At 66.2% G+C, this 24182-nt stretch carries 23 protein-coding genes and 1 riboswitch; of the genes, 18 read left to right on the top strand and 5 right to left on the bottom strand.

Translation table 11 applies throughout. The annotated features are described in order from the left end of the window. Positions 1-100 precede the first annotated feature (100 nt). The 16 genes from rnhB to F816_RS0101370 all read left to right on the top strand — a co-directional run bounded on the left by rnhB (position 101) and on the right by F816_RS0101370 (position 17129). The gene (gene rnhB / locus F816_RS0101445) at positions 101-709 is read left to right on the top strand and encodes a ribonuclease HII (protein WP_019593230.1); all 609 of its coding nucleotides are present in this window, start codon (positions 101-103) and stop codon (positions 707-709) included. Beyond that, a complete protein-coding gene (dnaE, locus tag F816_RS0101440) occupies positions 706-4179 on the top strand; it encodes a DNA polymerase III subunit alpha (RefSeq protein WP_019593229.1) in 3474 nt (1157 codons plus the stop codon). Before rnhB ends, dnaE begins: the two co-directional genes overlap by 4 nt. A 115-nt stretch (positions 4180-4294) precedes the next feature. Further along, a complete protein-coding gene (locus F816_RS0101435) occupies positions 4295-5260 on the top strand; it encodes an acetyl-CoA carboxylase carboxyltransferase subunit alpha (RefSeq protein WP_018145590.1) in 966 nt (321 codons plus the stop codon). Between the two features lie 76 nt (positions 5261-5336). Continuing rightward, a complete protein-coding gene (gene tilS / locus F816_RS0101430) occupies positions 5337-6539 on the top strand; it encodes a tRNA lysidine(34) synthetase TilS (protein WP_019593228.1) in 1203 nt (400 codons plus the stop codon). 98 nt (positions 6540-6637) lie between these two features. Further along, positions 6638-7363, top strand: coding sequence for an ABC transporter substrate-binding protein (locus tag F816_RS0101425; protein ID WP_019593227.1), 726 nt, complete (start codon positions 6638-6640; stop codon positions 7361-7363). Further along, entirely contained in the window at positions 7356-7946 is a 591-nt protein-coding gene (locus tag F816_RS0101420) for a SiaB family protein kinase (RefSeq protein WP_019593226.1), read from the top strand. The genes F816_RS0101425 and F816_RS0101420 overlap by 8 nt, the downstream gene beginning before the upstream one ends. After that, complete coding sequence (locus F816_RS0101415; protein ID WP_019593225.1) at positions 7946-8338, top strand: DUF1987 domain-containing protein; 393 nt, start codon at positions 7946-7948, stop codon at positions 8336-8338. Before F816_RS0101420 ends, F816_RS0101415 begins: the two co-directional genes overlap by 1 nt. Before the next feature lie 59 nt (positions 8339-8397). Next, positions 8398-9204: a GGDEF domain-containing protein gene (locus F816_RS0101410; RefSeq protein WP_019593224.1), complete on the top strand. Its 807-nt coding sequence runs from the start codon at positions 8398-8400 to the stop codon at positions 9202-9204. Continuing rightward, positions 9204-10880: a SpoIIE family protein phosphatase gene (locus F816_RS0101405; RefSeq protein ID WP_019593223.1), complete on the top strand. Its 1677-nt coding sequence runs from the start codon at positions 9204-9206 to the stop codon at positions 10878-10880. Before F816_RS0101410 ends, F816_RS0101405 begins: the two co-directional genes overlap by 1 nt. A gap of 105 nt (positions 10881-10985) precedes the next feature. After that, the gene (locus F816_RS0101400; protein ID WP_019593222.1) at positions 10986-12653 is read left to right on the top strand and encodes a CTP synthase; all 1668 of its coding nucleotides are present in this window, start codon (positions 10986-10988) and stop codon (positions 12651-12653) included. Between the two features lie 62 nt (positions 12654-12715). Next, positions 12716-13558 (top strand): 3-deoxy-8-phosphooctulonate synthase, encoded by an 843-nt coding sequence (gene kdsA, locus F816_RS0101395; protein WP_019593221.1) that lies wholly within the window; start codon positions 12716-12718, stop codon positions 13556-13558. A gap of 67 nt (positions 13559-13625) precedes the next feature. Next, positions 13626-14903: a phosphopyruvate hydratase gene (eno, locus tag F816_RS0101390; protein ID WP_018145599.1), complete on the top strand. Its 1278-nt coding sequence runs from the start codon at positions 13626-13628 to the stop codon at positions 14901-14903. Positions 14904-15093: 190 nt separating this feature from the next. Continuing rightward, positions 15094-15501: a cell division protein FtsB gene (ftsB, locus tag F816_RS0101385; protein WP_018145600.1), complete on the top strand. Its 408-nt coding sequence runs from the start codon at positions 15094-15096 to the stop codon at positions 15499-15501. Continuing rightward, positions 15494-16240 (top strand): 2-C-methyl-D-erythritol 4-phosphate cytidylyltransferase, encoded by a 747-nt coding sequence (gene ispD, locus F816_RS0101380; protein WP_026333085.1) that lies wholly within the window; start codon positions 15494-15496, stop codon positions 16238-16240. The genes ftsB and ispD overlap by 8 nt, the downstream gene beginning before the upstream one ends. Beyond that, positions 16237-16737 (top strand): 2-C-methyl-D-erythritol 2,4-cyclodiphosphate synthase, encoded by a 501-nt coding sequence (gene ispF / locus F816_RS0101375; protein ID WP_019593219.1) that lies wholly within the window; start codon positions 16237-16239, stop codon positions 16735-16737. Before ispD ends, ispF begins: the two co-directional genes overlap by 4 nt. Beyond that, complete coding sequence (locus tag F816_RS0101370; protein ID WP_019593218.1) at positions 16734-17129, top strand: VOC family protein; 396 nt, start codon at positions 16734-16736, stop codon at positions 17127-17129. Before ispF ends, F816_RS0101370 begins: the two co-directional genes overlap by 4 nt. Before the next feature lie 677 nt (positions 17130-17806). Here the strand turns inward: F816_RS0101370 and F816_RS0101365 are convergent. The 5 genes from F816_RS0101365 to F816_RS0101345 form a co-directional block, all read right to left on the bottom strand. Further along, on the bottom strand, positions 17807-18655 hold the full coding sequence (locus F816_RS0101365; RefSeq protein WP_019593217.1) for a pirin family protein: 849 nt from the start codon (positions 18653-18655) through the stop codon (positions 17807-17809). Positions 18656-18740: 85 nt separating this feature from the next. Continuing rightward, positions 18741-19106, bottom strand: coding sequence for a hypothetical protein (locus F816_RS0101360; RefSeq protein WP_019593216.1), 366 nt, complete (start codon positions 19104-19106; stop codon positions 18741-18743). Between the two features lie 5 nt (positions 19107-19111). Beyond that, on the bottom strand, positions 19112-19978 hold the full coding sequence (locus F816_RS0101355) for an ABC transporter ATP-binding protein (protein ID WP_019593215.1): 867 nt from the start codon (positions 19976-19978) through the stop codon (positions 19112-19114). Beyond that, entirely contained in the window at positions 19978-20949 is a 972-nt protein-coding gene (locus F816_RS0101350; protein ID WP_018949419.1) for an iron ABC transporter permease, read from the bottom strand. Before F816_RS0101350 ends, F816_RS0101355 begins: the two co-directional genes overlap by 1 nt. Positions 20950-21082: 133 nt before the next feature. Next, positions 21083-21955 carry a cobalamin-binding protein gene (locus F816_RS0101345; protein ID WP_019593214.1) on the bottom strand — a complete coding sequence of 291 codons (873 nt, stop codon included), beginning with the start codon at positions 21953-21955 and terminating at the stop codon, positions 21083-21085. 190 nt (positions 21956-22145) lie between these two features. Next, a riboswitch (cobalamin riboswitch) is annotated at positions 22146-22410 on the top strand. A 93-nt stretch (positions 22411-22503) separates the two neighbouring features. On the opposite strand from F816_RS0101345, the gene bluB reads away from it, so the two are divergent. Continuing rightward, complete coding sequence (gene bluB, locus F816_RS0101340) at positions 22504-23277, top strand: 5,6-dimethylbenzimidazole synthase (protein ID WP_019593213.1); 774 nt, start codon at positions 22504-22506, stop codon at positions 23275-23277. After that, positions 23274-24176 (top strand): adenosylcobinamide-phosphate synthase CbiB, encoded by a 903-nt coding sequence (cbiB, locus tag F816_RS0101335; protein ID WP_019593212.1) that lies wholly within the window; start codon positions 23274-23276, stop codon positions 24174-24176. The genes bluB and cbiB overlap by 4 nt, the downstream gene beginning before the upstream one ends. The last annotated feature ends 6 nt before the right edge of the window (positions 24177-24182 follow it).

The following is a 24182-nucleotide window of genomic DNA, read 5'->3' as shown; positions in this document are numbered from 1 at the left end:
GGGGGTGTGCTAGGATTTTCGGCGCTATTGTAACGGATCCCCGGCGCGGCGCATGTTCGCGTTCGGGCGATTGCCCGCAGTTCACCGTGGTGGAGACTCCATGTCCGATTTAGAGGCAACGCAGCGCTACGTCGCCGGCGTGGACGAAGTGGGGCGCGGGCCGCTGGCCGGGCCGGTCGTGGCGGCCGCCGTCATCCTGCCGGAAGGCTACACCTGCCCCGGTTTGACCGACTCCAAGAAGCTCAGCGCGAAACGTCGCGAGACGCTGGACGTGCAGATCCGTGCCGACGCGCTGGCATGGTCGTTGGGCCGGGCCGAGGCGGCGGAGATCGATGAACTGAACATCCACCATGCGACGCTGCTCGCCATGCAGCGGGCGGCGGCCGGGCTCGCCATCGCGCCGGCACATCTGCTGGTGGACGGGCGCTTCACACCGCAGGGCCCCTGGACTGCCGAGGCGATCGTCGGTGGGGATGGCTCGGTGGCTGCGATCAGCGCCGCCTCCATCGTCGCGAAAGTGGCGCGCGACGGCTGGTTGCGCGATCTGCATCACGACTACCCCGATTACGGCTTCGACCGCCATTCCGGCTACCCCACAGTGGCGCATCGCGAGGCCCTGGAACGGTTGGGGCCGTGCCCGCAACACCGCCGTAGTTTCGGCCCGGTAGCGCGTGCGCTGGCGGCGCGTGAACAGGAAATGGGGGCATGAGCGAAGGCCATACCGGTTTCGTGCACCTGCGGGTGCATTCGGAGTATTCCCTGATCGACGGGCTGGTCCGCCTCAAGCCACTGGTGAACGCGGTGGCCGAGGGCGGGATGCCCGCCGTCGCAGTGACCGATCACTGCAACCTGTTCGGGCTGGTGAAGTTCTACCGTGCAGCGATCGCAAAGGGTGTGCAGCCCATCATCGGTGCGGACGTTCTGGTGCGCGATGCCCGTGCCGACGGCAGTCTTGCACGCATGACCCTGCTGGCGCAGAACGACCCGGGTTACCGCAATCTGACCCGTCTGATCTCGCGCGCCTGGCAGGAGGGCCAGGAGAAGGGCATTCCGCGGGTGGACTGCGCCTGGCTGGATGCGGCCGCCGAGGGTTTGATCGCATTGTCTGGCGGGATCGACGGGTTATTCGTGAACGGTTCGGGGGCCGCGCGCGCGCTATTGGCCGAGGATCTCGAGCCGTGGATGCAGCGCTTCCCGGGTCGCTTCTATCTGGAACTGGTGCGCAGCGACCGCCCGGGCGAAGAGGCCTGGATCGAACAGGCGCTGGCCGCGGCCGAGGCCTTCGATCTGCCGGTGGTGGCCACCAATGATGTTCGCTTCCTGCGGCCCGAGGACTTCGAGGCCCACGAGGCGCGCGTCTGCATCCATGACGGCGTGACCCTGGACGACCCGCGACGCCCGCGTCGTTACTCGGAGGCGCAGTACCTGCGTACACCGGAGGAGATGGCGGAGCGGTTCGCGGACATTCCCGAGGCCCTGGCCAACAGCGTGGCGATCGCCCGGCGCTGTTCGGTGAGCCTGACCCTGGGCGAATCGGTGCTGCCGGACTTCCCGGTTCCCGAGGGCTATACGGTCGAAGATCACCTGCGCGAGACCTCGGCGCAGGGGTTGGCGGGTCGCCTGGAGCGCTTCTGCTTCGCGCCGGCGGCGGATTACGAGGCGCGCTTGCAGCGCGAGCTGGACGTGATCTGCCAGATGGGTTTCCCCGGCTACTTCCTGATCGTGGCGGACTTCATCCAGTGGGCCAAGGACAATGGCATTCCCGTGGGCCCGGGTCGTGGTTCCGGTGCGGGCTCTCTGGTGGCCTATGCGCTGGGAATTACCGACCTGGATCCATTGCGTTACGATCTTCTGTTCGAGCGATTTCTAAATCCCGAACGTGTCTCCATGCCCGACTTTGATGTCGATTTCTGCATGGAGCGCCGCGACGACGTCATCGACTATGTCGCCGAGCGCTACGGGCGCGACAAAGTCTCGCAGATCATCACCCACGGCACCATGGCCGCCAAGGCGGTGGTGCGCGACGTCGGGCGTGTGCTGGGCCATGGCTACGGTTTCGTGGACCGCATTGCCAAGCTGATCCCGTTCGAGCTGGGCATGACCCTGCAAAAGGCCCTGACCGAGAGCGCGGACCTCAAGACGCAATATGACGAAGACGAGGAGGTGCGCGCGATCATCGATCTCGCGCAGAAACTCGAGGGGCTCACCCGGAACGCGGGCAAGCATGCCGGCGGGGTGGTCATTGCGCCCTCGGCGCTGACCGACTTCTCGCCGCTGTATTGCGAGGACGACGGCGGCTCGCTGGTGACCCACTTCGACAAGGATGACGTCGAGGCGGTCGGCCTGGTGAAGTTCGACTTCCTCGGTCTGCGCACGCTCACCATCATCGACTGGGCGGTGGACAACATCCGCAAGATGGATGCCGCGGTACAGGTCGATCTCGACGCCATCCCGCTGGATGACGCCGAGACCTTCCGGCTGCTGAAGGACTATCAGACCACCGCCGTGTTCCAGCTGGAATCCGGTGGCATGAAGGACCTGATTCGCCGCCTGCAGCCGGACAGCTTCGAGGAGATCATTGCGCTGGTGGCGCTCTACCGCCCGGGCCCGCTGCAGTCGGGCATGGTGGACGACTTCATCGACCGCAAGCACGGTCGTGCCCAGGTGGAATATCCGCATCCGGATCTGGAACCCATTCTCCAGCCCACCTACGGCGTGATCCTGTACCAGGAGCAGGTGATGCAGATCGCCCAGGTGCTGGGCAATTACACCCTGGGTGGTGCGGATCTGTTGCGCCGCGCGATGGGCAAGAAGAAGCCCGAAGAGATGGCCAAGCAACGCGAGATCTTCCTCGAGGGGGCGCTGGGGCGCGGTGTGGATGAAGGGGTTGCGACCTACATCTTCGATCTGATGGAGAAGTTCGCGGGCTACGGCTTCAACAAGTCGCACTCCGCGGCCTATGCCCTGGTTGCCTACCAGACCGCCTGGCTCAAGGCGCATTATCCGGCGCCGTTCATGGCGGCGGTGCTGTCCGCGGACATGGACAACACCGACAAGGTCGTGGGGCTGATCGAGGAATGCCGCAACATGGGCCTGGAGGTCCTGCCGCCGGACGTCAATCAGTCGGACTACCGCTTTACCTGCCATGACGCGCAGACCGTGGTCTACGGCCTGGGCGCGATCAAAGGCGTTGGGGAATCGGCCATCGACACCCTGCTCAAGGCGCGCGGCGAGGGCGGCGAGTTCCACGGGCTGGTGGACCTGTGCCAGCGCGTGGATCTCGGCAAGCTGAACAAGCGTGTGCTGGAGACGCTGGTGCGCGCCGGCGCGATGGATCGGATCGGCGCCAACCGAGCGACGCTGCTGAACGACATCCCGATGGCGGTCGCGGCAGCCGAACAGAGCGTGCGCAATGCCAATCTGGGTGTGGTGGACCTGTTCGGGGATCCAGCCGCGGCCGTGATCCCGGATAGCGCGACCCTCGCCGAAATGGAGGACGACGATCGTCTGCGCGGCGAGAAGGACACCCTGGGGCTTTATCTGACCGGCCACCCGGTGGAGCGCTACCGCGCCGAGTTGCTGCGCCTGACCGGCACCACGCTGCAGGCGTTGGAGGCCAAGCTGGAGGATCGCCCGGACGAGCCCCAGGGCCAGAAGTGGCGCGGCAAGCAGGAAACCGTGCGCATCGCCGGTCTGATTGTCGGGGTGCGGGTGCGCAACACGCAGAGCGGACGCATGGGCATCGTCACCCTGGACGATCGCAGCGGGCGGGCCGAGGTGGTGCTGTTCAACGACGACTTCACCACCTACAAGGACCGTCTGGAGCCGGATGCCCTGCTGGTCGCGGAGGGCACGGTCACGCTCGACGACTATGCCGGCGGGATCCGTATGCGGGCCCGTACCGTGTACAGCCTGGATGAAGCGCGGGTCCAGTGGGCCCGCGCGCTGCACCTGTGCCTGGAAGGGGTGGTTCCCGAGCAGGTGGCCCATTTGCGCGGGCTGATGGAGCCGCATCGTGAGGGGCCTTGCCGCGTGCACCTGTGCTATCGCCGTGACGGGCTGGAGGCGGATATCAGCCTGCCGGAGGGATGGACCATCCGCCCGGACGAGCGGCTGTTGCGTGGCATCCAGCAGTCCCTGGGTCCGGGTTGCGAGGCCGAGGTGCTCTACGGCCGATAGGGAAACACTGATTGATGCAAGGCATCACCGCACCGGTCCGGGAGCGGGGATCGCCGCAATTGGTTACAATTCGCATCCTTCGTCGGTATCCACAACCAAGTCTTCGGGACCCTGCATGAATCCGGACTTTCTCGACTTCGAACAGCCCATTGCCGAACTGGAAGCGAAGATCCGCGATCTGCGCTATGTCGGCGACGATGCCGAGGTCAACATCCAGGAAGAGATCCAGCGCCTGGAAGGCAAGTGCCGGTCTTTGACCGAGAGCATCTTCGCCAAGCTGACCCCGTGGCAGGTCTCGCAGATGTCGCGGCATCCGCGGCGACCCTACACCCTTGACTACATTCCCGACTTGTTTGACGAATTCGAGGAACTGCATGGCGACCGGGCGTTTGGCGACGACCCGGCGATCGTGGGCGGCGTGGCACGCCTGGACGGTCGGCCGGTGATGCTGATCGGGCACCAGAAAGGGCGCCAGACACGCGACAAGGTCTACCGCAACTTTGGCATGCCGCGTCCGGAGGGCTACCGCAAGGCCCTGCGCTTGATGGAGATGGCCGAGCGCTTTCGCATGCCCGTGCTCACCTTCATCGACACGCCGGGTGCCTACCCGGGCGTGGGGGCGGAAGAACGTGGCCAGAGCGAGGCGATCGCGCGCAACCTGCGAGTGATGGCGCGCCTCGACACGCCGATCATTGCCACGGTGATCGGCGAAGGCGGCTCCGGTGGGGCCCTCGCGATCGGGGTGGGCGACGCCACCCTGATGCTGCAGTACTCGACCTACTCGGTGATTTCGCCGGAGGGTTGTGCCTCCATCCTCTGGAAGAGCGCCGAAAAGGCCTCGGAGGCCGCGGAGGCCCTGGGCATCACGTCGGAACGCCTGCGCGAGCTGGGGCTGGTCGACCGCATCGTGCCGGAACCCCTGGGCGGTGCCCACCGCGATCCCGACACCATGTCCTCCAGTCTGCGCGCCGCGCTTCTGGAAACCCTGGACGGCCTGGAAGGGCTGGACCCGGGCAAGCGCCTGGAACGGCGCTATCGCCGGCTGATGGACTACGGTGCCTTCCAGGAAGCCGCTTCCTGATCGCGGTGCCGGGGCGCTCGATCCTGTAGCCGCGGCGCTGCGGGACTTCCTCCAGGCGCATCCCGGCTATCGTCACGTGCGCATCGCCTTCAGCGGCGGTCTCGACTCGACCGTCCTGCTCCACGCCGCGGTGCGCCTGGGTATCCCCAACCTCGAAGCCATGCACGTGGATCATCGCCTGCGTCCGGACTCCGGCCAGCAGGTCGAGCACTGCCGCGCCTTTGCACAGGCACTGAACTGCCCGTTCCGGCTCCGTACCCTCGATTCTCTCGACACCCGTGGCTTCGGCGTGGAGGCCGCGGCGCGCGAGGCACGCTACGCGATGCTGCGCGAAGGGCTGGGTGAGACGGGCATCATCCTTGCTGGGCAGCATGCGGATGATCAGGCCGAAACGTTCCTGCTGGCTGCCCTGCGTGGCAGCGGGCCCGAAGGGCTGCAGGCCATGCGGCCGCTGCGCCGCGAGGGCGAGACCTGGCTGGGCCGGCCGTTGCTGGGCCTGTCACGCGAGGCCCTGGTCGCCTATGCGGAGCAGGAGGGCCTCGACTGGTATGACGATCCCAGCAATCAAGATCCCCGATTCGACCGCAATTTCCTGCGCCAGTCGGTGTTGCCCTTGTTGCGGGAGCGATTCGATGGAGCGGCCGGGCTGGCGCGCGCGGCCGGCTGGCAGCAGGAGGCGGTTGGGCAGCTCCGTCAGCATTTCGGCGAGCTGCTGGAAGAAGTGCGGGATCCGCTGACCGGCAGCCTGGGCCTTCAAGGTTTGCGCGGGCTCGACGCGGATAACCAGCGTGGCCTGCTGCGGCACTGGCTGCGCGAGCAGGGGCTCCGTCCGCCGGGCCACGAACGCCTGGGCGAATTCCTGCGCCAAGCCCTAGTGGACAACCCCGAGGCGTCCCCTGTGGCGGAATGGGATGGCGGCTGGATTCGGCGCTATCGCGATCAGCTGCATGCCGGGCCGGAGGAGGAGAGGGTGCGTGCGGGTCCACCGCCCGAACAGCCCTGGCCAGCCGATCAGCCGGAACTGATTTTGGTAGACGGACGCCGGTTGACCCGGGAGATGCTGCCGCGGCTCGGCGTTGACCCCGAGGCCGCTCTCACCGTTAGCTATCGAAGCGGGGGCGAGATGGTCGCGACCCCCGCCGGGCGTCGATCGCTGAAAAAGCTGATGCAGGAGCGCGGGGTCGCCCCCTGGGAACGCAACCGGATTCCGCTTTTGTGTCAGCTGGATGGAGCGATTGTGGCGGTGCTCTGGCCCGGGTTGGTGCACGCTGGGAGTTGACGCGCCCGTCCAAATCGGACAATTCTTGGGTCGTATTCAGGGGTGCGGGTGAGCGGTACGTGACAGGTTTCGCGGCACAATGCGGACGACGTACGGGCATGGGGGTGCTGGTGGCCGGGATGCTGCTGGCCGCGCCTCTGGGCGCGGATTCGCTGATGCTCACGACCGAGAGCTACCCCCCGTTCAATTTCGAGACGGAAACCGGCGAGCTGGACGGGATCTCCATTCGGGTGATAGATGCCCTGCTGGATGTCGCCCAGGTGGACGCCGAGATCCGCCTGCTGCCGTGGAGTCGGGCCTACGCCGAGGCGCAGTCGGAACCGGGTACCTGCGTCTTTTCCACTACGCGCACCTCCGAACGCGAAGACCTGTTCACCTGGGTCGGCCCTCTGGTGGAAAACCAGTGGCATGCGTTCGTGCTGGCAGACGCCGAGGTGAACGCAGGGTCGCTGGAAGATCTGGAGCTCTACCGTGTCGGGGGCTATCGGGACGATGCCGTGGCGCTCTATGTGGAGGCCCGGGGCATCCCCGTGGATACTGCACCAAATGACCGGCTGAACGCCCGCAAGCTTGCGGCCAACCGGATCGATGTGTGGGTCAGCGGCGAACATCTGGCCCCCTGGTATGCCCGCCAGGAGGGCATCGGGGAGCTCCGGTCCCTGTTCGCGTTCAACGATACCGTGATGTCCCTGGCCTGCCACCCGGAAACCGCGCGGGCGCCGCTGGATCGCATGCAGGAGGAACTGGATGCGATACGCGCGGACGGACGCTATGCGGCCATCGTGCAGGATGTCCTGGACAGCAATGGAGAGCGCAATGACTGACGCAGCCGAGGCCCGGACGGAATCGTCGGCCCTGATCGCCGAGGAGGTGCTGGGCTTTCAGCGCAACATGACGCGGCGCGGCATCATCTTTTCGTTCACTGGCTACATTTCCGAGGGCATCCTGAAGGCCCTGGGGGATGCACTGCGGCAGAAAATCCGACTCGAGTCCACCGATACGAAGACCGTGAACCGCGTCTTTTCGGTGTTCGTGGAACAGGTGCAGAACGTGATTCGCTATTCAGCCGAGCGTATCGAGCACGACGCGGAGCCTCCCGTCGAGCTGAGCTCCGGGATGATTACCGTCGGGTCGGAAAACGGGCGCTTCTTCGTCATTTGCGGCAACGTGATCGGGCGCAAGGATGCCGACACCCTGGCCGTGCGCCTGCGTGAGCTCGCGGGCATGGACAGCGAGGAGTTGCGCCGCTTTTACAAGGAAAAGCTGCGGGAACCACCGGACGAAGGCAGCAAGGGCGGCAGCATCGGGCTGATCGAGATCGCACGCCGGGCAAGCGAGCCAATCCAGTTCGACTTTCAGCATCTTTCCGATGCGCAATCCTATTTTGTCCTGAAGGCCTATATCTGATGGCAGTCGTCGAGACCATTGAACACGAGGCAACCGACCGGACCCCGGCTGTCGTTTTCGATTTCGCGGCGGGGCAGTACCGGCTGTCCGGCGAGTCGTATCCGGAAGATGCCGCGAACTTCTACGGCCCGCTGACTCAGGGGCTGCGGCAGGCGATCGAGGACCGGGCCAGCGACGAGGTGGAGTTCACCGTGGAAATGATCTACTTCAACAGTTCGACTGCGAAGGCCTTGATGAACATGTTTCAGATCCTGGAAGACGGCGCCGAGTCGGGTCTGAAGGTACGGATCAACTGGTGTTACCACGATGACGACGAGACCATGGAGGAGTTCGGCGAAGACTTCTCCGAGGATTTCGAACACGCTGACTTCCGAATGTGTCCGCTGACATGAAGGCCCCCTCCCGAGACGACCCGATGAATCCTGCTAGCCGGCCACGGGAGGGCCAGGAAATGGAGAGGCTCGCGGACTTCTCCCTGTTCGAGCAGGAAAAGTCCGTCATGCAGCGCTCCGAACAGATGCTCGAGGCGCTGGATGCGGTAGGCGATGGCGTGAAGGTGCTCGCCAAGGCCTATTCCGAGAGCTATCGGGCGCAGCGTCGCATGATGCGTATGAGCGACCGTATGCAAGCGGATCTGCAGGAGGCCAACCGCCAGTTGCGTGAGCAGGCGGAGCATCTGGCACAACTCAACAATGCATTGTCCGACGAAGTACGCGAGCGCGAGCGCCTGACGGCCGAGCTGGAACGCCTGGCGCTGGAGGATGCCCTGACCGGCCTGTTCTCGCGTCGCCGGGTGATTGACTGCGTGGAGGGCATGGCGGATAGCGTTGGCGAGGAATCGCGTTCGCTCACCGTGATGATGCTGGATCTCGACGACTTCAAGGCGTTGAACGACACCCACGGCCATGCCGCCGGCGATTTCGCCCTCGAGAGCTTTGCCGACATCCTGCGGGGCGAGCTGGGGGCGGAACAGTACGCTGGGCGCATGGGTGGGGAAGAGTTCCTGGTAGTGGCGGCGGATCTGGATGCCGAAGAGGCAGTCGCACTGGCCGAGCGCATTCGCTCGTCGGTGGAGAATGCATCGCTGCACTGGAAGGACGAACCGCTTGCGCTGGCGGTTTCCATTGGCCTGGTTATCACCACAAACCCGTGGCCGGATGCGGGCGAGCTGGTGGCTCTGGCCGATGACCTGCTCTACCGGGCCAAGAACGAGGGACGCAACCGTGTCATCGTGCAAATGCACGGCGAACACGGGTGATGGCGGGCGGCATCCGCCGGAATCGTAGCCTGGTCGCCAAGCTGGCCGTCGCCACGCTGCTGGCGGCGCTGGCGCTGAGCCTTCTCAGCAGCGCCTATGTCATTGCCTCGGACTGGCATGCCTTCCGTGCCGAGACCGGGGAGCAGATCGACCGTCTGCAACGCCTGGTAGAACCACCCGCCGCCGAGGCGGCCTTCCAGTTGAGCGCTGCCCAGGCCGATTCCCTGGTCCAGGGCCTGCTGGTTTTCGACGAGATCCGGCGGGTCGAGATCCTCGACGACTTTGGCAACACCCTTGCGGAAGATGCCCAGGCGCGCACCCAGACCGGTGGCGAGTGGGCGCACTGGCTCTTCGGTGATCTGCAAACCCATGAGCGTGAGCTGCGCCATCCTGATACCCGCGGAAATATCCAGGGCGTGGGCGTCCTGCGCGTGGAACTGGACCCTGGCGTGTTGGGGCGGGCCTTCGTCAACCGGCTGCAGACCGGGGTCGTGACCAGCGTAACCCAGGCGGTGATCGTCTCTCTGGTGGTGGTTGTACTGTTCTATCTGCTGATGCTCCGTCCGATGTTGAAGATTTCACGTGCGGTGGCGGACACCGACCCAGACCAGCCCGCGCACTGGCCGATGCCGCGCCTGGGCCATCACGAAAACGATGAGCTGGGGGCGCTGGGGCGTTCGCTGGATCGTTTGCTGGGGGCTTTTCAGGCGGGGCTGGACGCGCGCGACGGGGCCCGCGGCGAGCTGAAGGCGCTGAATGCAGACCTCGAGCGGCGCGTCGAGGAACGCACCCGGCAGCTGGAAGCCGAGAAATCCGAGACGGAACGGGCGCTGGCCAAGGTGGACGAGGCCAACCGTGAGCTCGAGCGCAGTAATCGCTTGGTGGTGGAGAGCATCCGTTATGCCCGCCGCATCCAGACTGCCATGCTGCCGGACAAGAATGCCCTCGATGGTTACATGGACGAGGTGCAGATCTACTGGGAGCCCCTGCACCTCGTGGGGGGCGACTACTTCTGGGTCGAGGCCATCGACGGACACAGCATCCTGGTGGTGGCGGACTGCACCGGCCACGGTGTACCGGGTGCCTTCATTACCCTGGTGGTGGCCTCGGCGCTGGATCGCATCCTGCACGAACACCGCTTGCTGGAGCCCTCGGCCATCCTGCGCGAGATGGACCGGCTGGTGCGCTCACGGCTGCGCCAGGATGGCTATGACTCGGACTCCGACGACGGGCTCGAGGCGGCGGTGTGTGTCTACCGGCCGGAGGATCGCAAGTTGGCCTTTGCCGGTGTCGGGCTGCCGTTGATGATCGACCGCGGCGGCGAGGTCGAGGAGATCCGGGGCGTACGCGGCGGCCTTGGCTACCGCAGCCTGGAACCGGCCCAGCCCGTGGACCACGAGGTCGACGTGGAGCCGGGCACGGAATTCTTCCTGATCACCGATGGCGTGCACGATCATGTCGGCGGAGAGCCGCCGCGATTGTTTGGTCGGCGGCGGTTGCGCCAGGTGCTGTCGGACAAGAGTGGTCGCGATCTGTCGGCCAAGATCGATGCCGTGGTCCGGGTGCTGGAAGATTATCGCGACGGCGAGCCGCGGCGCGACGATATGACCCTGGTGGCGTTCCGGCCGTTGTCATCGAAGGCTGGAAACGAGGCACTGCCCCCATCTTCCGATTGAGCGGGGGCGGGTGCTCTGGTAATCTCTCAGGGGTTTTCCGCCTGCCCCGGATTGCGTGTGCGACCCGGGGCAGGGTGCTTGTCAGCTCCCAGCCAGGTTTCCCGCATGACGCGTTTTGTTTTCATTACCGGAGGCGTGGTCTCGTCTCTGGGCAAAGGTATTGCATCCGCCTCGCTGGGGGCGATCCTGGAGGCGCGCGGTCTCAAGGTGACGCTGCTCAAGCTGGATCCGTACATCAACGTCGATCCGGGCACCATGAGCCCGTTTCAGCATGGCGAGGTGTTCGTCACCGATGACGGCGCCGAAACGGACCTGGATCTCGGGCACTACGAACGCTTCGTGCGCATTCGCACCTCGCGGCGCAACAATTTCACCGCCGGGCAGATCTACGAGAACGTGATCCGCAAGGAGCGTCGTGGGGACTATCTTGGCGGTACGGTGCAGGTCATCCCGCACATCACCGACGAGATCAAGCGCTCGATCCACGAGGGGGCCGGCGATGCCGACATCGCCCTGATCGAGATCGGCGGTACGGTTGGTGACATCGAATCCCTGCCGTTTCTCGAGGCGATCCGTCAGATGGGCGTGGAGCTGGGGCATGACAACGCCCTGTTTATGCATCTGACGCTGGTGCCGTATATCGAGGCCGCCGGCGAGATCAAGACCAAACCGACCCAGCACTCGGTCAAGGAACTGCGCTCCATCGGTATCCAGCCGGATATCCTGCTGTGCCGCTCCACCCAGGCGATCCCCGAGGGCGAACGGCGCAAGATCGCGCTGTTCACCAACGTCGAGGAGAAGGCGGTGATCTCTGCAGTGGATGTAGACAACATCTACAAGATCCCGCTGTGGCTGCATTCGCAGAAGCTCGACGAGATCGTGCTGCGCAAACTCCATATCGAGGTCCCGCAGGCCGATCTTTCGGACTGGAAGCACGTGGTCAATGCCATGGAGTTCCCGGAGTCCGAGGTGACGGTCGGCATGATCGGCAAGTACGTCGATCTGACCGAGTCGTACAAGTCGGTCAACGAAGCCCTGACCCACGCGGGTATCCAGGCGGGTACCCGGGTCCGGATTCGCTATCTCGATTCGGAAAAGCTGGAAGGGGCCGAGAACGAGGCCGCGCGCGAACTCGAGGGCCTGGATGCGATCCTCGTTCCGGGTGGCTTCGGCGAACGCGGCGTGGAGGGCAAGATTGCCGCGGTGCGCTACGCCCGCGAGAACGATGTGCCCTATCTTGGAATCTGCCTGGGTATGCAGGTGGCGGTCATCGAGTTTGCGCGGGATGTGGTGGGGCTGGAAGGTGCGCACAGTACCGAGTTCGCCCCCGACACGCCGCATCCCGTCATCGCGCTGATTACCGAGTGGCAGGACAAGGAAGGCCGCATCGAGCGGCGCGATGCCGACAGCGACCTTGGTGGCACCATGCGTCTGGGCGCCCAGAGCGCGCGCCTGGCCCCGGGGTCACGCATTGCCGAGGCCTATGGTCGCGAAGAGGTGGGCGAACGTCATCGTCATCGCTTCGAATTCAACAACGCCTATCGTGAACGCCTGGAGGCCGCCGGCCTTCGGCTCTCCGGGGTCTCGGAATCCGGCGAACTGGTAGAGGCCGTTGAGCTGGCCGACCATCCGTGGTTTGTGGGCTGCCAGTTCCACCCGGAATTCACCTCGACCCCGAGGGATGGCCACCCGCTGTTCACCGCTTTCGTGTGTGCTGCCCGGGATTACCAGGATGCCCGCGAACCGGAAACCACCACGGCGCTGACGGAATAAGCGCCGGTTCACGTTTTATGCGGTCACACCCGGAGGGTGGCGGCCGCCAGACAGGACAGAGCATGCAGCTTTGCGGTTTTGAAGTTGGCCTTGATCGGCCCTTTTTTCTGATTGCCGGCCCCTGCGTCATCGAATCCGAGGCCATGGCGCTGGAGACGGCCGGCGCGCTGAAGACCATGGCGGACGATCTCGGCATCCCGTTCATCTACAAGTCCTCGTTCGACAAGGCCAACCGGTCGTCGACGAAGAGCTTCCGCGGGCTGGGCATGGAAGAGGGCCTGCGCATCCTGGACAAAGTGAAGTCGGAGGTCGGCGTGCCGATCCTGACGGATGTCCACGAGGACACCGCCCTGGACGAAGTCGGCAGTGTCGTTGATGTGCTGCAGACCCCGGCCTTCCTCTGTCGGCAGACCAACTTCATCCAGAACGTTGCGCGCCAGGGCCGCCCGGTGAACATCAAGAAGGGCCAGTTCCTTGCACCCTGGGACATGGGCAATGTCGTGGACAAGGCCCGCGAGGTCGGCAACGATCAGATCATGGTTTGCGAGCGCGGGGTCTCATTTGGCTACAACACGCTAATCTCCGATATGCGCGGCCTGGCCCAGATGCGTCAGACCGGTTGCCCCGTGGTCTTCGACGCGACCCATTCAGTGCAGCAACCGGGCGGGCAGGGCGCGTGCTCCGGCGGGCAGCGCGAGTTCGTGCCGGTGCTGGCACGGGCGGCGGTGGCCGCTGGCGTATCCGGTCTGTTCATGGAGACCCATCCGGACCCCGAGAAGGCCCTGTCCGACGGCCCCAACGCCTGGCCGCTGCCAAAAATGGCCGAGCTGTTGCAGACGCTCAAGGCGCTGGATGCCGCGACCAAGGCGCAGCCGTTTGCGGAGGCGGAGTACGGTCTCGGGTAACGACCCAAAGAATCGATAAAACGTCCCGGGCGATCCCGTCCGGGCGGATGTTTTTCAAGGAGAGAGCATGTCCAAGATTGCGGAGATTCACGCCCGCGAGATCATCGATTCTCGGGGCAACCCGACGGTCGAGGCCGATGTTGTCCTGGATTCCGGCGCCATGGGGCGAGCGGCGGTGCCCTCCGGTGCCTCCACAGGGGCCCGCGAGGCCCTGGAACTGCGCGACGACGAAAAGCGTTACGGCGGCAAGGGCGTGCTGAAGGCCGTCAGCCACGTGAACGGCGAGATCCGCGACGCCCTGCGTGGGATGGAGCTGGATCAGACCGCGGTCGATCGCCGCATGCTGGAACTGGACGGGACCGACAACAAGGCACGCCTGGGCGCCAATGCACTGCTGGCGGTCTCCATGGCCACTTCGCATGCCCTGGCTGCGGATCGCGAACAGCCGCTGTTCGAGACCCTGGGCGGCGACGACGCCACGCTGCTGCCGGTACCGATGATGAACATCATCAATGGTGGTGCCCACGCCGATAACAGCGTGGACATGCAGGAGTTCATGATCCTGCCAGTGGGGGCGGATTCGGTGCGTGAGGCCGTGCGCTACGGCGCCGAGGTCTTCCACGCGCTGAAAAAGGTGCTGTCCAAGCGCGGGCTGGCGACGGCGGTGGGCGACGAGGGTGGCTTTGCGCCGGACCTTCCGTCCAACTCCGCCGCGATCGAGGTGATCCTTGAGGCGGTTCACAACGCCGGCTTCAAGGCGGGCGAGGACATCTGGATCGGCTTGGACTGCGCCAGCTCCGAATTCTACCGTGATGGGCGCTATCACCTCGATTCCGAAGGCAAGGCCTTCTCTGCCGACGAGTTCTCCGAGTATCTCGCCCACTGGGTGGACCAGTACCCAATCCTGACCATCGAGGACGGGATGGCCGAAGATGACTGGGACGGCTGGAAGACGCTGACCGAGCGCCTGGGCAATCGCGTGCAGCTGGTGGGTGACGACCTGTTCGTGACCAATACTCAGATCTTGCAGGAAGGTATCGACAAGGGCGTTGCGAATTCCATCCTGATCAAGCTCAACCAGATCGGCACCGTGACCGAGACGCTGGAAGCCATCGAGATGGCGCGCAAGGCCAATTACACTGCAGTGATCTCGCATCGCTCGGGCGAGACCGAAGACGTGACCATCGCGGACCTGGCCGTGGCCACGCGCGCCGGCCAGATCAAGACTGGTTCGCTGTCGCGTTCCGATCGGGTCGCCAAGTACAACCAGCTGATCCGTATCGAGGAACACCTGGGTTCGCGAGCGACCTATCCGGGCATGTCGGCGTTCACCTTCGGGCGCTGATCGAGACCCGGGACGGCCTTGGTCACCACGCAGTCCTCAGCCTGCGGCGCGGTTCCTGTCCCCGGTCGTCAGGGGCTCGTAGAATGCCGGGCATGCCGGCCACTTGCGAAAGCCCTCGTCTCCACGTTGTCGCGTCTGTCGCGGTGCGCGGGCGGGGGCTTTCTCTGTTCAACTATACGGAGTGCGGGTGATGCGCGGCCTGTTGATCGGTCTGGCCCTCGTGCTGCTGGCCCTGCAATGGCCCCTGTGGCTGGGCGAGGGGAGTTGGCGCGATGTGCGCGATCTGCGCGAGCAGGTCGCGCAACAGCAAGCCGCAAATGCCGAACTGGAACAACGCAACCAGGCTCTGGAGGCCGAGGTGCGCGATTTGCGCGGCGGCACCGCGGCGGTCGAGGAGCGAGCGCGGCGCGATCTGGGGATGATCCGCGAGGACGAGATCTTCTTCTTCGTGGTGGGCGAGGACGAGCCCACGAGGCTGCAGGTCGAGCCGCTACCGGGCCCGGCTGGAGAGACCGATCCGGGCCCGGACGCGCAAGTCCCGGAGGATGCGGAGCCCGCCACCGACACCCTGCCACCCGAGGACCCCTTTGATGGCTAACGCCGAAAACGTGCCGACTCGGGAGCCAGCGTTCTGGGCGTTGATCCCGGCCGCTGGAATCGGTCGGCGCATGGGATCTGACCGTCCGAAGCAGTACCTGACACTCGGATCGCACACGATCCTGTCCCACACCCTGTCGATCTTTCTCGAACACCCGCGGATTCGCGGGGTGGTTCTGGTGCTCGGTCCGGACGTCGACCCGGATGCCCTGGACCTGCCGCTGGCCGGCGGCCGGCTGTTCCGTGCGGCCGGAGGGGCGGAACGCGCGGATTCGGTCCAGAACGGGCTCGACTTCCTTGCCGAACGGGCGCACGAGGACGACTGGGTACTGGTGCATGACGCGGCACGACCTTGTCTGCCGCTAGCGGATGTGGACCGACTGCTGCACGAGTTGCGTGACGACCCGGTGGGTGGGCTGCTGGCCAGTCCAAGCACCGATACCATCAAATGGAGCGATGGTGCCGGGAAGGTCGAGCGGACGCTGGATCGCGAACGGGTCTGGCGGGCCCTGACCCCGCAGATGTTCCGGCTGGGCATGCTCCGCACGGCCAACGCGCGGGCGCGGGCCGAGGGGCATCCGGTGACGGACGAGGCCAGCGCCATCGAGTTCCTGGGCCAGGCACCCCGGCTGATCGAGGGCTCCGCGATGAACATCAAGATCACCCGCAGCGAAGACCTTGAGCTCGCTCGCCTGTATCTGATGCAGCAGGGTCGCCTGGAAGGCGGGTTTCGCGCATGAGTGGCTTGCGGATTGGCCAGGGCTTCGACGTACACGCCTTCGGCGAAGGCGACCACTTGGTGCTCGGTGGCGTTCGCATCCCGTTCGAGCGTGGATTCGTGGCCCACTCGGATGGGGACGTGCTGATCCACGCGGTGTGTGACGCCCTGCTGGGCGCCGCGGCGCTGGGGGATATTGGCCTGCACTTTCCGGATACCGATCCGGCGTTTCGAGGGGCGGACAGCCGCGTCCTGCTGCGGGAGACGGTCGAACGAGTGGCCGGGTCCGGCTGGCGCCCGGTCAACATCGACACCACGGTGATCGCGCAGGCGCCCAAGCTTGCACCGCATGTCTGCGCGATGCGTGAGAACCTGGCAGCCGATACCGCCCTGAATATCGCCGATGTCAGCGTGAAGGCGACGACCACCGAGCACCTCGGCTTTACCGGGCGCAAGGAAGGGGTGGCAGCCCAGGCTATTGTGTTGCTCGAACCGGCCTCGGGGGTGATGCGGGTATGACTTCGGTGAAGGGGGCAGAACCCGGCATCCTGCGTCTGCATCACGCAAGCCTGGTGATTGCGGACATACGGGTGGCGGCGGCCTTTTACGGGGAGCAGCTCGGCCTGGTGCCGCTGGAACGCCCGGATCTCGACTTTCCCGGCCTGTGGTATGACCTGGGGAGCGGACAGGCGCTGCATCTGTTGCAGGTGCCGAACCCCGATCCGACCGAGCGCGGCGTGCGCTGCGGTCAGGACCGTCATCTGGCGTTGCGCGTCCGTGGTCTGGAGGCGCTGGCGGCGCGCCTGGAAGGGGCCGGGATTCCCGTGGAGCGCAGTCGTTCCGGGCGCCCGGCCGCATTCGTGCGCGATCCCGACGGCAACGCCATCGAGCTGATCGAGGAAGGCGGCTGAGGCCGGACCCGGGGGCCGGCCAAGAACCAGCGACCCTGCACCCGTTGCGGGGCCATCCTTCTCCACGGAACGGATCGTGGGATCACCGGACCCACTCCCAAGCCTAGCTGGGCAGCCCGCCACGCCTATTGCGATCCGGGTTCCCAGCGCCCCGTCACCGCAGCCGTAGCGAACCGAAGAGCCGGGGTCATCTGCGTGGGTGCGAGAGAGCGGGTCGGGGTTCGTTCCACGCAATAAGATCCCGGATAACCGCTGCGCGGTTTCCGGGATGACGAAAGCGATAGGTGGCGGGGGATGCAAGTATCACCGGTCGGGTGATCTTCCTCGGCGTCATCCCGGCCGTAGCGGAGCGAAGAGCCGGGATCTCTGGCGCGGGTGCCAGGCAGCAGGTCAGGGGGTTGGTCCACGCGGTGAGATCCCGGATAACCGCTGCGCGGTTTCCGGGATGACGAAAGCGGTAGGTGGCGGGGGGTGCAAGTATCACCGGTCGGGTGATCTTCCTCGGCGTCATCCCGGCCGCAGCGGAGCGAAGACCCGGGATCTCTGGCGGGGGTGCCAGGCGGCAGGTTGGGGGTTGGTCCACGCGGTGAGACCCCGGATCACCGCTGGGCGGTTTCCGGGATGACGGAGAGGGGGATTCGCGCGCGGAACTTGTGGGATGGTGCGCTGGCGCGAGCTCAGTCCATGCTGGCCGGTTCGGCGGCGAGCTGGCCGGACTGGTAGTCGCTGATGGCCTGTTCGATCTCGCCGGAGGTGTTCATCACGAACGGGCCGTAGTGCGCGATCGGTTCGCCCAGCGGCCGCCCCTTGAACAGCAGTACCCGGGCATCCTGCTGCGCGATCAGGTGGATCTGGGTGTGGCCGTGCCAGACGCCCAGTTGGCCCGTGCCGAGGCCGGTCAGCTCGCCGTCGAACACGTAGGCCAGCACGCGATCTTCCAGTTGCACCGCAAGCGACAGGCGATAGCCGGCCGGTAGCGTGAGGTCGGCCATGGCGGCGCCTTCGCCGATCTGCGGCAGCGCGCCTTCGGTGTCCCCGGCGCTGGTCTGCCAGGAGCCGGCAATGGCCTTGAAGCGCAGCGAATCGTCGTCTTCCGGCAGGTGGCGCATCGCGTCGGCGCGCACGTCGCGGTAACGCGGTGGGTCCATCTTGCGCCGGGCGGGCAGGTTTACCCAAAGCTGGAAGCCGTGCAGGCCGTCCGCGTCCAAAAGCGGCATCTCGGAGTGGATTACGCCACGCCCGGCACTCATCCACTGGGCCTCGCCGGCCTCCACTCGCCCCTGGTTGCCCATGGAGTCCTCGTGGGTAAGCCCGCCGTGGACCAGGTAGGTAAGCGTCTCGAAACCGCGGTGCGGGTGCGAGGGGAAGCCACCGATGTAGTCCTCGCGCGCGCTGGCCTTCAGTTCGTCCAGCATCAGGAAGGGATCCAGCCCGCCACTAAAATCATGGATGCGCCGAATCTTCACCCCGGCCCCGTCCTGGGTGGGATGAGAGGTCTTCACGCTGTCCGGCGGTGTCGGGTTCATGGCGTTCTCCTTCGCAACAGATCTGCACCATACCGACCATGAAACGAAAAGAAAATTGCATCGTTTCCCGTCATGGGGCGTTCTGTCAGGTGGCCGGGACCTGCCAGGAATCGGCAAACATCTCGAGGCTCTCGACGAAGTCCGGGTCGTGCTCCTGGCGACTGATGGTCAGGTGCAGGACAACGGCTTGCGGGTCGGGCGGATGACCCGTGGTCAGCGTCCAGGCGAGGCCATTGGGGCATTCCGGCAGGGAAAAGCGAACGCCACCGTTGATGAGTTCCCGATGGACGCGAAACTCCCCCCACAGGCAGTACACGACACCGGCATCGGGGCCCTCGTCGGCGATCAGCGTATCGATCGCGCCGCTGGCGTCGGGTAATACGGGCACGGTGAGGCTTCGCTGCAGGCTTTCGGCATTCAGGTCGGAATGCAGGGTGCGGAAGAATTCCATAGGGATTACTCGTTGCGGGGCAGGAAGACGGGCAGGCCGTCCACCTCGCCCACGCTCAGGCGTTGGTTGTACAGGCGCTCCAGTGCACTGGGCACCAGCATGGTGGCCGTGGGGCCCCAGCACGCCTGTCCGTCAGGGAATAGCAGAAGCAAGTGATCGCAGTAGCGCGCCGCGAGGTTGACGTCGTGCAGGACCAGCACTGCGCCTCGGTTTTCCTGACCGACGATGGCCTGCACGCGGTTGAGCACGGCCACCTGATGATGCAGGTCCAGCTGGCTGGTGGGCTCGTCCAGCAGGAGCAGGCTGGGATCTTGGGTCAGGACCGTCGCGATCGCCAGGCGCTGGCGTTCCCCGCCGGACAAGGTGTCCACCATGCGGTCCTCGAGGTCAGCGAGATCCATCGCCGCGAGTGCCGCACGGGCGCGGGCGTAGTCCTCGGAAGACTCGATATCCCAGGGCCGCAGATACGGGTGGCGTCCGATCAGGGCCGTCTCCAGCACCGTGGCGGGAAAGCCGTCATGGTGGGTCTGGAAGACCAGGCCCAGGCGACGGGCCAGTTCCGCGCGGGCGAGGGCCGCAATGGATTGTCCCTTGATCTTGATGGTTCCGGCACGCGCGGCCCGCAGGCCGGCGAGGGTCTGCAGGAGGGTGCTCTTGCCGGCCCCATTCGGGCCCAGGATGCCCCAGCACTGGCCCGGATCCACCGTCAGGTCCAGCGGCGAACCGGGCGGCCGCTCGGGCACGTCGATGACGAGGTCATGCGTCGCGAGCAGGGTCTTGGGCCCCGGTTCCTGGTGGACGCTGCGCGCGCCCAGGCCCGGTGTGTCGTGTGGCTGGGTCGCCGCGGGGGCTGGGGGAGGTGTACGCGGCATCAGCGGCTCCGGTAGAGCAGGAACAGGAACACCGGGACACCCAGCATCGCGGTGATGACGCCCACCGGCAATTGCTCCGGGGCGATGATCGTGCGGGCCAGGGTGTCGGCCAGGGTGAGCAGGATGCCCCCGCCCAGGGCCGAGGCCGGCAGGATCACGCGCTGGTCGTTGCCAAAGATCAGACGCAGCATGTGCGGCACGATCAGCCCGACAAAGCCGACCGCGCCGACCTGGGTGACCGCAGTCGCGGTGATCAGGGCAGCCACGACATAGATCGTCCATTCCACCGGGCGTACGGCCACTCCGAGGGCCGCGGCCTGCATTGGCCCGCGCGCCAGGACGTTCAGGGTGCGCCCAAAGGGCAGGGCGAGCAGGGCGACGACCACGAGTACGCCCCAGGCGGGGTAGGGGTTGCGGGCATGGGAGACGTCGCCCATCAGCCAGTACAGCATGCCCGGGAGCTCCGCGGTGGGGCTGACCGCGAGGATGAAACTGATCATCGCGCCCCAGCCGGCGGCCACCACGACACCGGTCAGCAGCAGGCGGGTCGGGGTCCAGCTGCCCGTGCCGTGGGCCAGGCCGAACACCAGAATGGTGGACAGCAGGGCACCCACGAAGGCCGCGGCCGAGACCGAGAACATAGACAGCCCCGCCAGCATCGCCAGCAAGGCGCCCACCGAGGCGCCGCCAGAGAGCCCCAGCACGTAGGGATCGGCCAGTGGATTGCGCAGCAGCACCTGCATGAGCGCTCCGGCCAGGCCCAGCAGCCCGCCGGCGGCGAACGCGGCCAGCGCGCGCGGCAGGCGCAGCTCCAGTACCAGGGTGCTGTGCAGTCGCGAGGCCTCGCCGAAGAAGACACTCAGCAGGTCAGGGAACGGAATCTGCACGCTGCCGTAAGCCAGTGCCACCAGGACGGAGAGCACAGACGCGGGCAACAGCACGCCGAGGGCCAGGAGGAACGAACGGGTCAAGCGGGAGCCCTCCGCTCCAGGCGGGCGAAGCGGTGGATTGCCGGAACGGCGGGAGCGCGGCCTTCAGCACACGTACAACGCTCCTTCATTGGTGTCCCGCAGTATCCGTTGCGAGAGACCGCGAGGCGGACCGTCATGGTGATGGGGCGGGACGGCGTGTGCGGGCGCGTTCGAGTTCTTCGCACATCAGGGCGGTGCCTTCCGCGATGCGTCCGGTATGGCGTTGCAGGAGCGAAGGGGGAATGAAGAAGAGATTGTCGCGCTGGACCGCGGTCATGTCCTCCCATTGGCCCCAGGCGATCACCCAGTCGGGGCGGTCCTCGCCCATGCCGCCGCCGATGATGACCTCGGGGTCGGCATCCAGTACGGCTTCGCGCCCAATGCGCGGCACCAGGCGGTCGAGATCGCCAAACACGTTCACGCCGCCACACACGGCGATGGCCTCGGCGATCAGGTGGTCGTCATTGACCGTCATCAACGGTTGCTCCCACACCTGATAGAACACGCGAATCGGATCCCGGTCGCCGTACGTGGCGCGTAGCGCGTCCATTCGGTCCAGGAAGTCCTGTGCCGCGGCCTCGCCCTGGTCATGCGTGCCGGCCAGCGTGGCCATGCGCCGCATGCTCGAGGCCACACCCTCGAAGCTGCGCGGTTCCGATACATACACCGGCAGTCCCAGTTCGCGCAGGCGTTCGACCTGGGAGGCGGAGTTGCCGCTCTTCCACGCGATCACCAGATCGGGGTCCCTTTCCAGTACCCGTTCCAGGTCAATCCGGCTGTAGCCGCCAATCCGCGGGATGGCCTCCGCCTCGGGCGGATAATCGCTGTACTGCGTTGCGCCCACGATGCGGTCCCCCGCACCCACGGCAAACAGCACCTCGGTGATGTGCGGGGCCAGGCTGACGATGCGCTCGGCAGGCTGCTCCAGATGGACCTCGCGGTCATCGTCGTCGGTGACCGTAATCGAGTCCCCGATTGCGGGCAGCGGGGTCGAGAGCAGGCCCATGAGGCAAGCGAGCAGTGGAGTTCGAGAAGTCCAGAATTGCATGAGTTTACAGTCGCATTGGATTGGTTATTCAAGCGCCTTCGAGCCGGCTGGTGAGCCGTCACCAGGCGTTGGACTAGCGGGGCATCATAGCAGCAAGCCTGGGGCGCCTCGGAGCGTCAATTGGTCGGCAGTGGGCTTGCCGCGTATGATTCACGCTTCGCTGCCAGGTGCCCGGGTGATTGGTCGCACGGGTTAAACGGGAAGTCGGTGCAGGCGCGGGATCCTCCTCAGCTCCATGCCGACGCTGCCCCCGCAACGGTAGGCGAGTGGGTTCGCGGGGTGCTCCATCAGGCACCGCGGACCTCGGCAAGTCGAAAGCCACTGGGCCGCACGTGGCCCGGGAAGGCGACTTGCCGCCCCGGATTGCCGGGGATTCGCGAGCCCGGAGACCGGCCTGGACGAACTTTCTGCGACCGCGCGGTGGGCGAGGGTCGGTAGGCATGGATCTGTCATGACCATGCCCCGATTCTTCTGCATCCGCGTCGCGTCGCCCTGACGGTAAGCCGATGCAGTCCGATTTGCCCGCCAACGAGAATCCTTCCCGGCCCGATGCGGATGCGGCTGCTTCGGGCTTTGCCCAAGATGAGCTGGCGGCCGTCTACCGGGTGATCGCGGAACGCCGCGATATGCGCCACTTTCGACCGGACCCGGTTGATCCGGCGGTGCTGCGGCGCGTGCTTGAGGCGGCGCATCGTGCGCCGAGCGTCGGGTATATGCAGCCCTGGCGCTTCCTGCGCATTACCGACCCGGCCGAGCGCGAGGCGCTGCATGCCCACGCGGCGGAGGAACAGGCCCGCACCGCACAAGCCTGTGGCGAGCGCGCAGCGGAGGTGCATCGCTTGAAGCTGGAGGGCATCCGCGAGGCGGGCGAGCTGCTGGTCGTGGCCCTGACCGATGGCCGCGAGCGCTACGTGCTCGGCCGGCGGACGCTCCCCGAGATGGACCTGTGTTCCGCCGCCTGCGCGATCCAGAACCTGTGGCTGGCCGCCCGCGCCGAGGGCCTGGGCATGGGCTGGGTCTCCCTGTTCGATCCGGACTGGCTGGCCGATCGGCTGGACATGCCCGAAGGCGGGTACCCGATCGCGGTGCTGTGCCTGGGGCATGTGGAGCGCTTCTATGACCGGCCGCTGCTGGAGACCGCCGGCTGGGACAGCCGCCGCCCGCTGGAAGACCTGGTATTCCAGGACCGCTGGGGTGCGGCGTGCGAGCTGGTCGAGTCCCCGGATGCGCGGGAATCCGTCACGGGTCCGGATGGGGCATCCGGGCGCGGCCCGGCATGAGTACCTTTCTGATCCTGATGGGCGCCCTGGTCCTGGACCGACTGTTTGGTGACCCTCGGTGGTTCCACCCGCTCGCCGGATTCGGCCAGCTCGCGGCCTGGGCCGAATCGCGTTGGCATGCGCCGAGCCGTGCACGCGGAGCGCTTCTCCTCGCGGCGCTGGTCCTGCCTTGGGTGGCGCTGGCCGCACTGGGCGCCTCGCTGGCCTGGGGCTGGCTTCTGACGCTGGTGATCCTCACGCTGGCGATTGGCTGGCGCAGTCTGGACGAGCATGCGGAGGTGGTGGCCGAGGCCCTGGAAAGGGATGACCTGTCTGGGGCGCGCACTGGTGTCGGCATGTTGGTCAGTCGCGACACGGCGGCCCTGGATGAGCGCGGGGTGAGTGGCGCCACCATCGAGTCGGTGCTGGAGAACGGCAACGACGCGCTGTTCGCCACGATCTTCTGGTTCCTGGTGGCCGGCGCGCCGGGCGTGGTCGCCTATCGCCTGGTGAACACGCTGGACGCGATGTGGGGCTATCGCAATGACCGGTTTCGCTCGTTTGGCTGGGCCGCCGCGCGCCTGGACGATGCCATGAACCTGATCCCGGCCCGGCTGACGGCACTGGCCTATGCCCTGGCGGGGCGTGGCCGGGACGCGCTGCAGTGCTGGCGCGAGCAGGCCGCCGGCTGGAAGAGCCCGAACGCGGGGCCGGTGATGGCCGCGGGGGCGGGTGCGCTGGGCGTGGTCCTGGGCGGAGCGGCGCCCTATGGCGGGCAGCGCGAGTGGCGACCCCGCCTGGGGATGGGCCGCATGCCCGACGCGGCAGGCATTCGCCAGGCAATTACGCTGTTGGATCGTGCGCTGGCCATCTGGATGGCCTTTATTGTGGCCGGGGTGATTGTCGTTGTCCTGTTCTGAGGCCCA

The organism is Thioalkalivibrio sp. ALM2T, assembly GCF_000381505.1.
GTDB classification, from domain to species: Bacteria; Pseudomonadota; Gammaproteobacteria; order Ectothiorhodospirales; family Ectothiorhodospiraceae; genus Thioalkalivibrio; species Thioalkalivibrio versutus.
The sequence above is the reverse complement of the archived record's forward strand: the minus strand, read 5'-3'. Positions and strand labels throughout refer to the sequence as shown.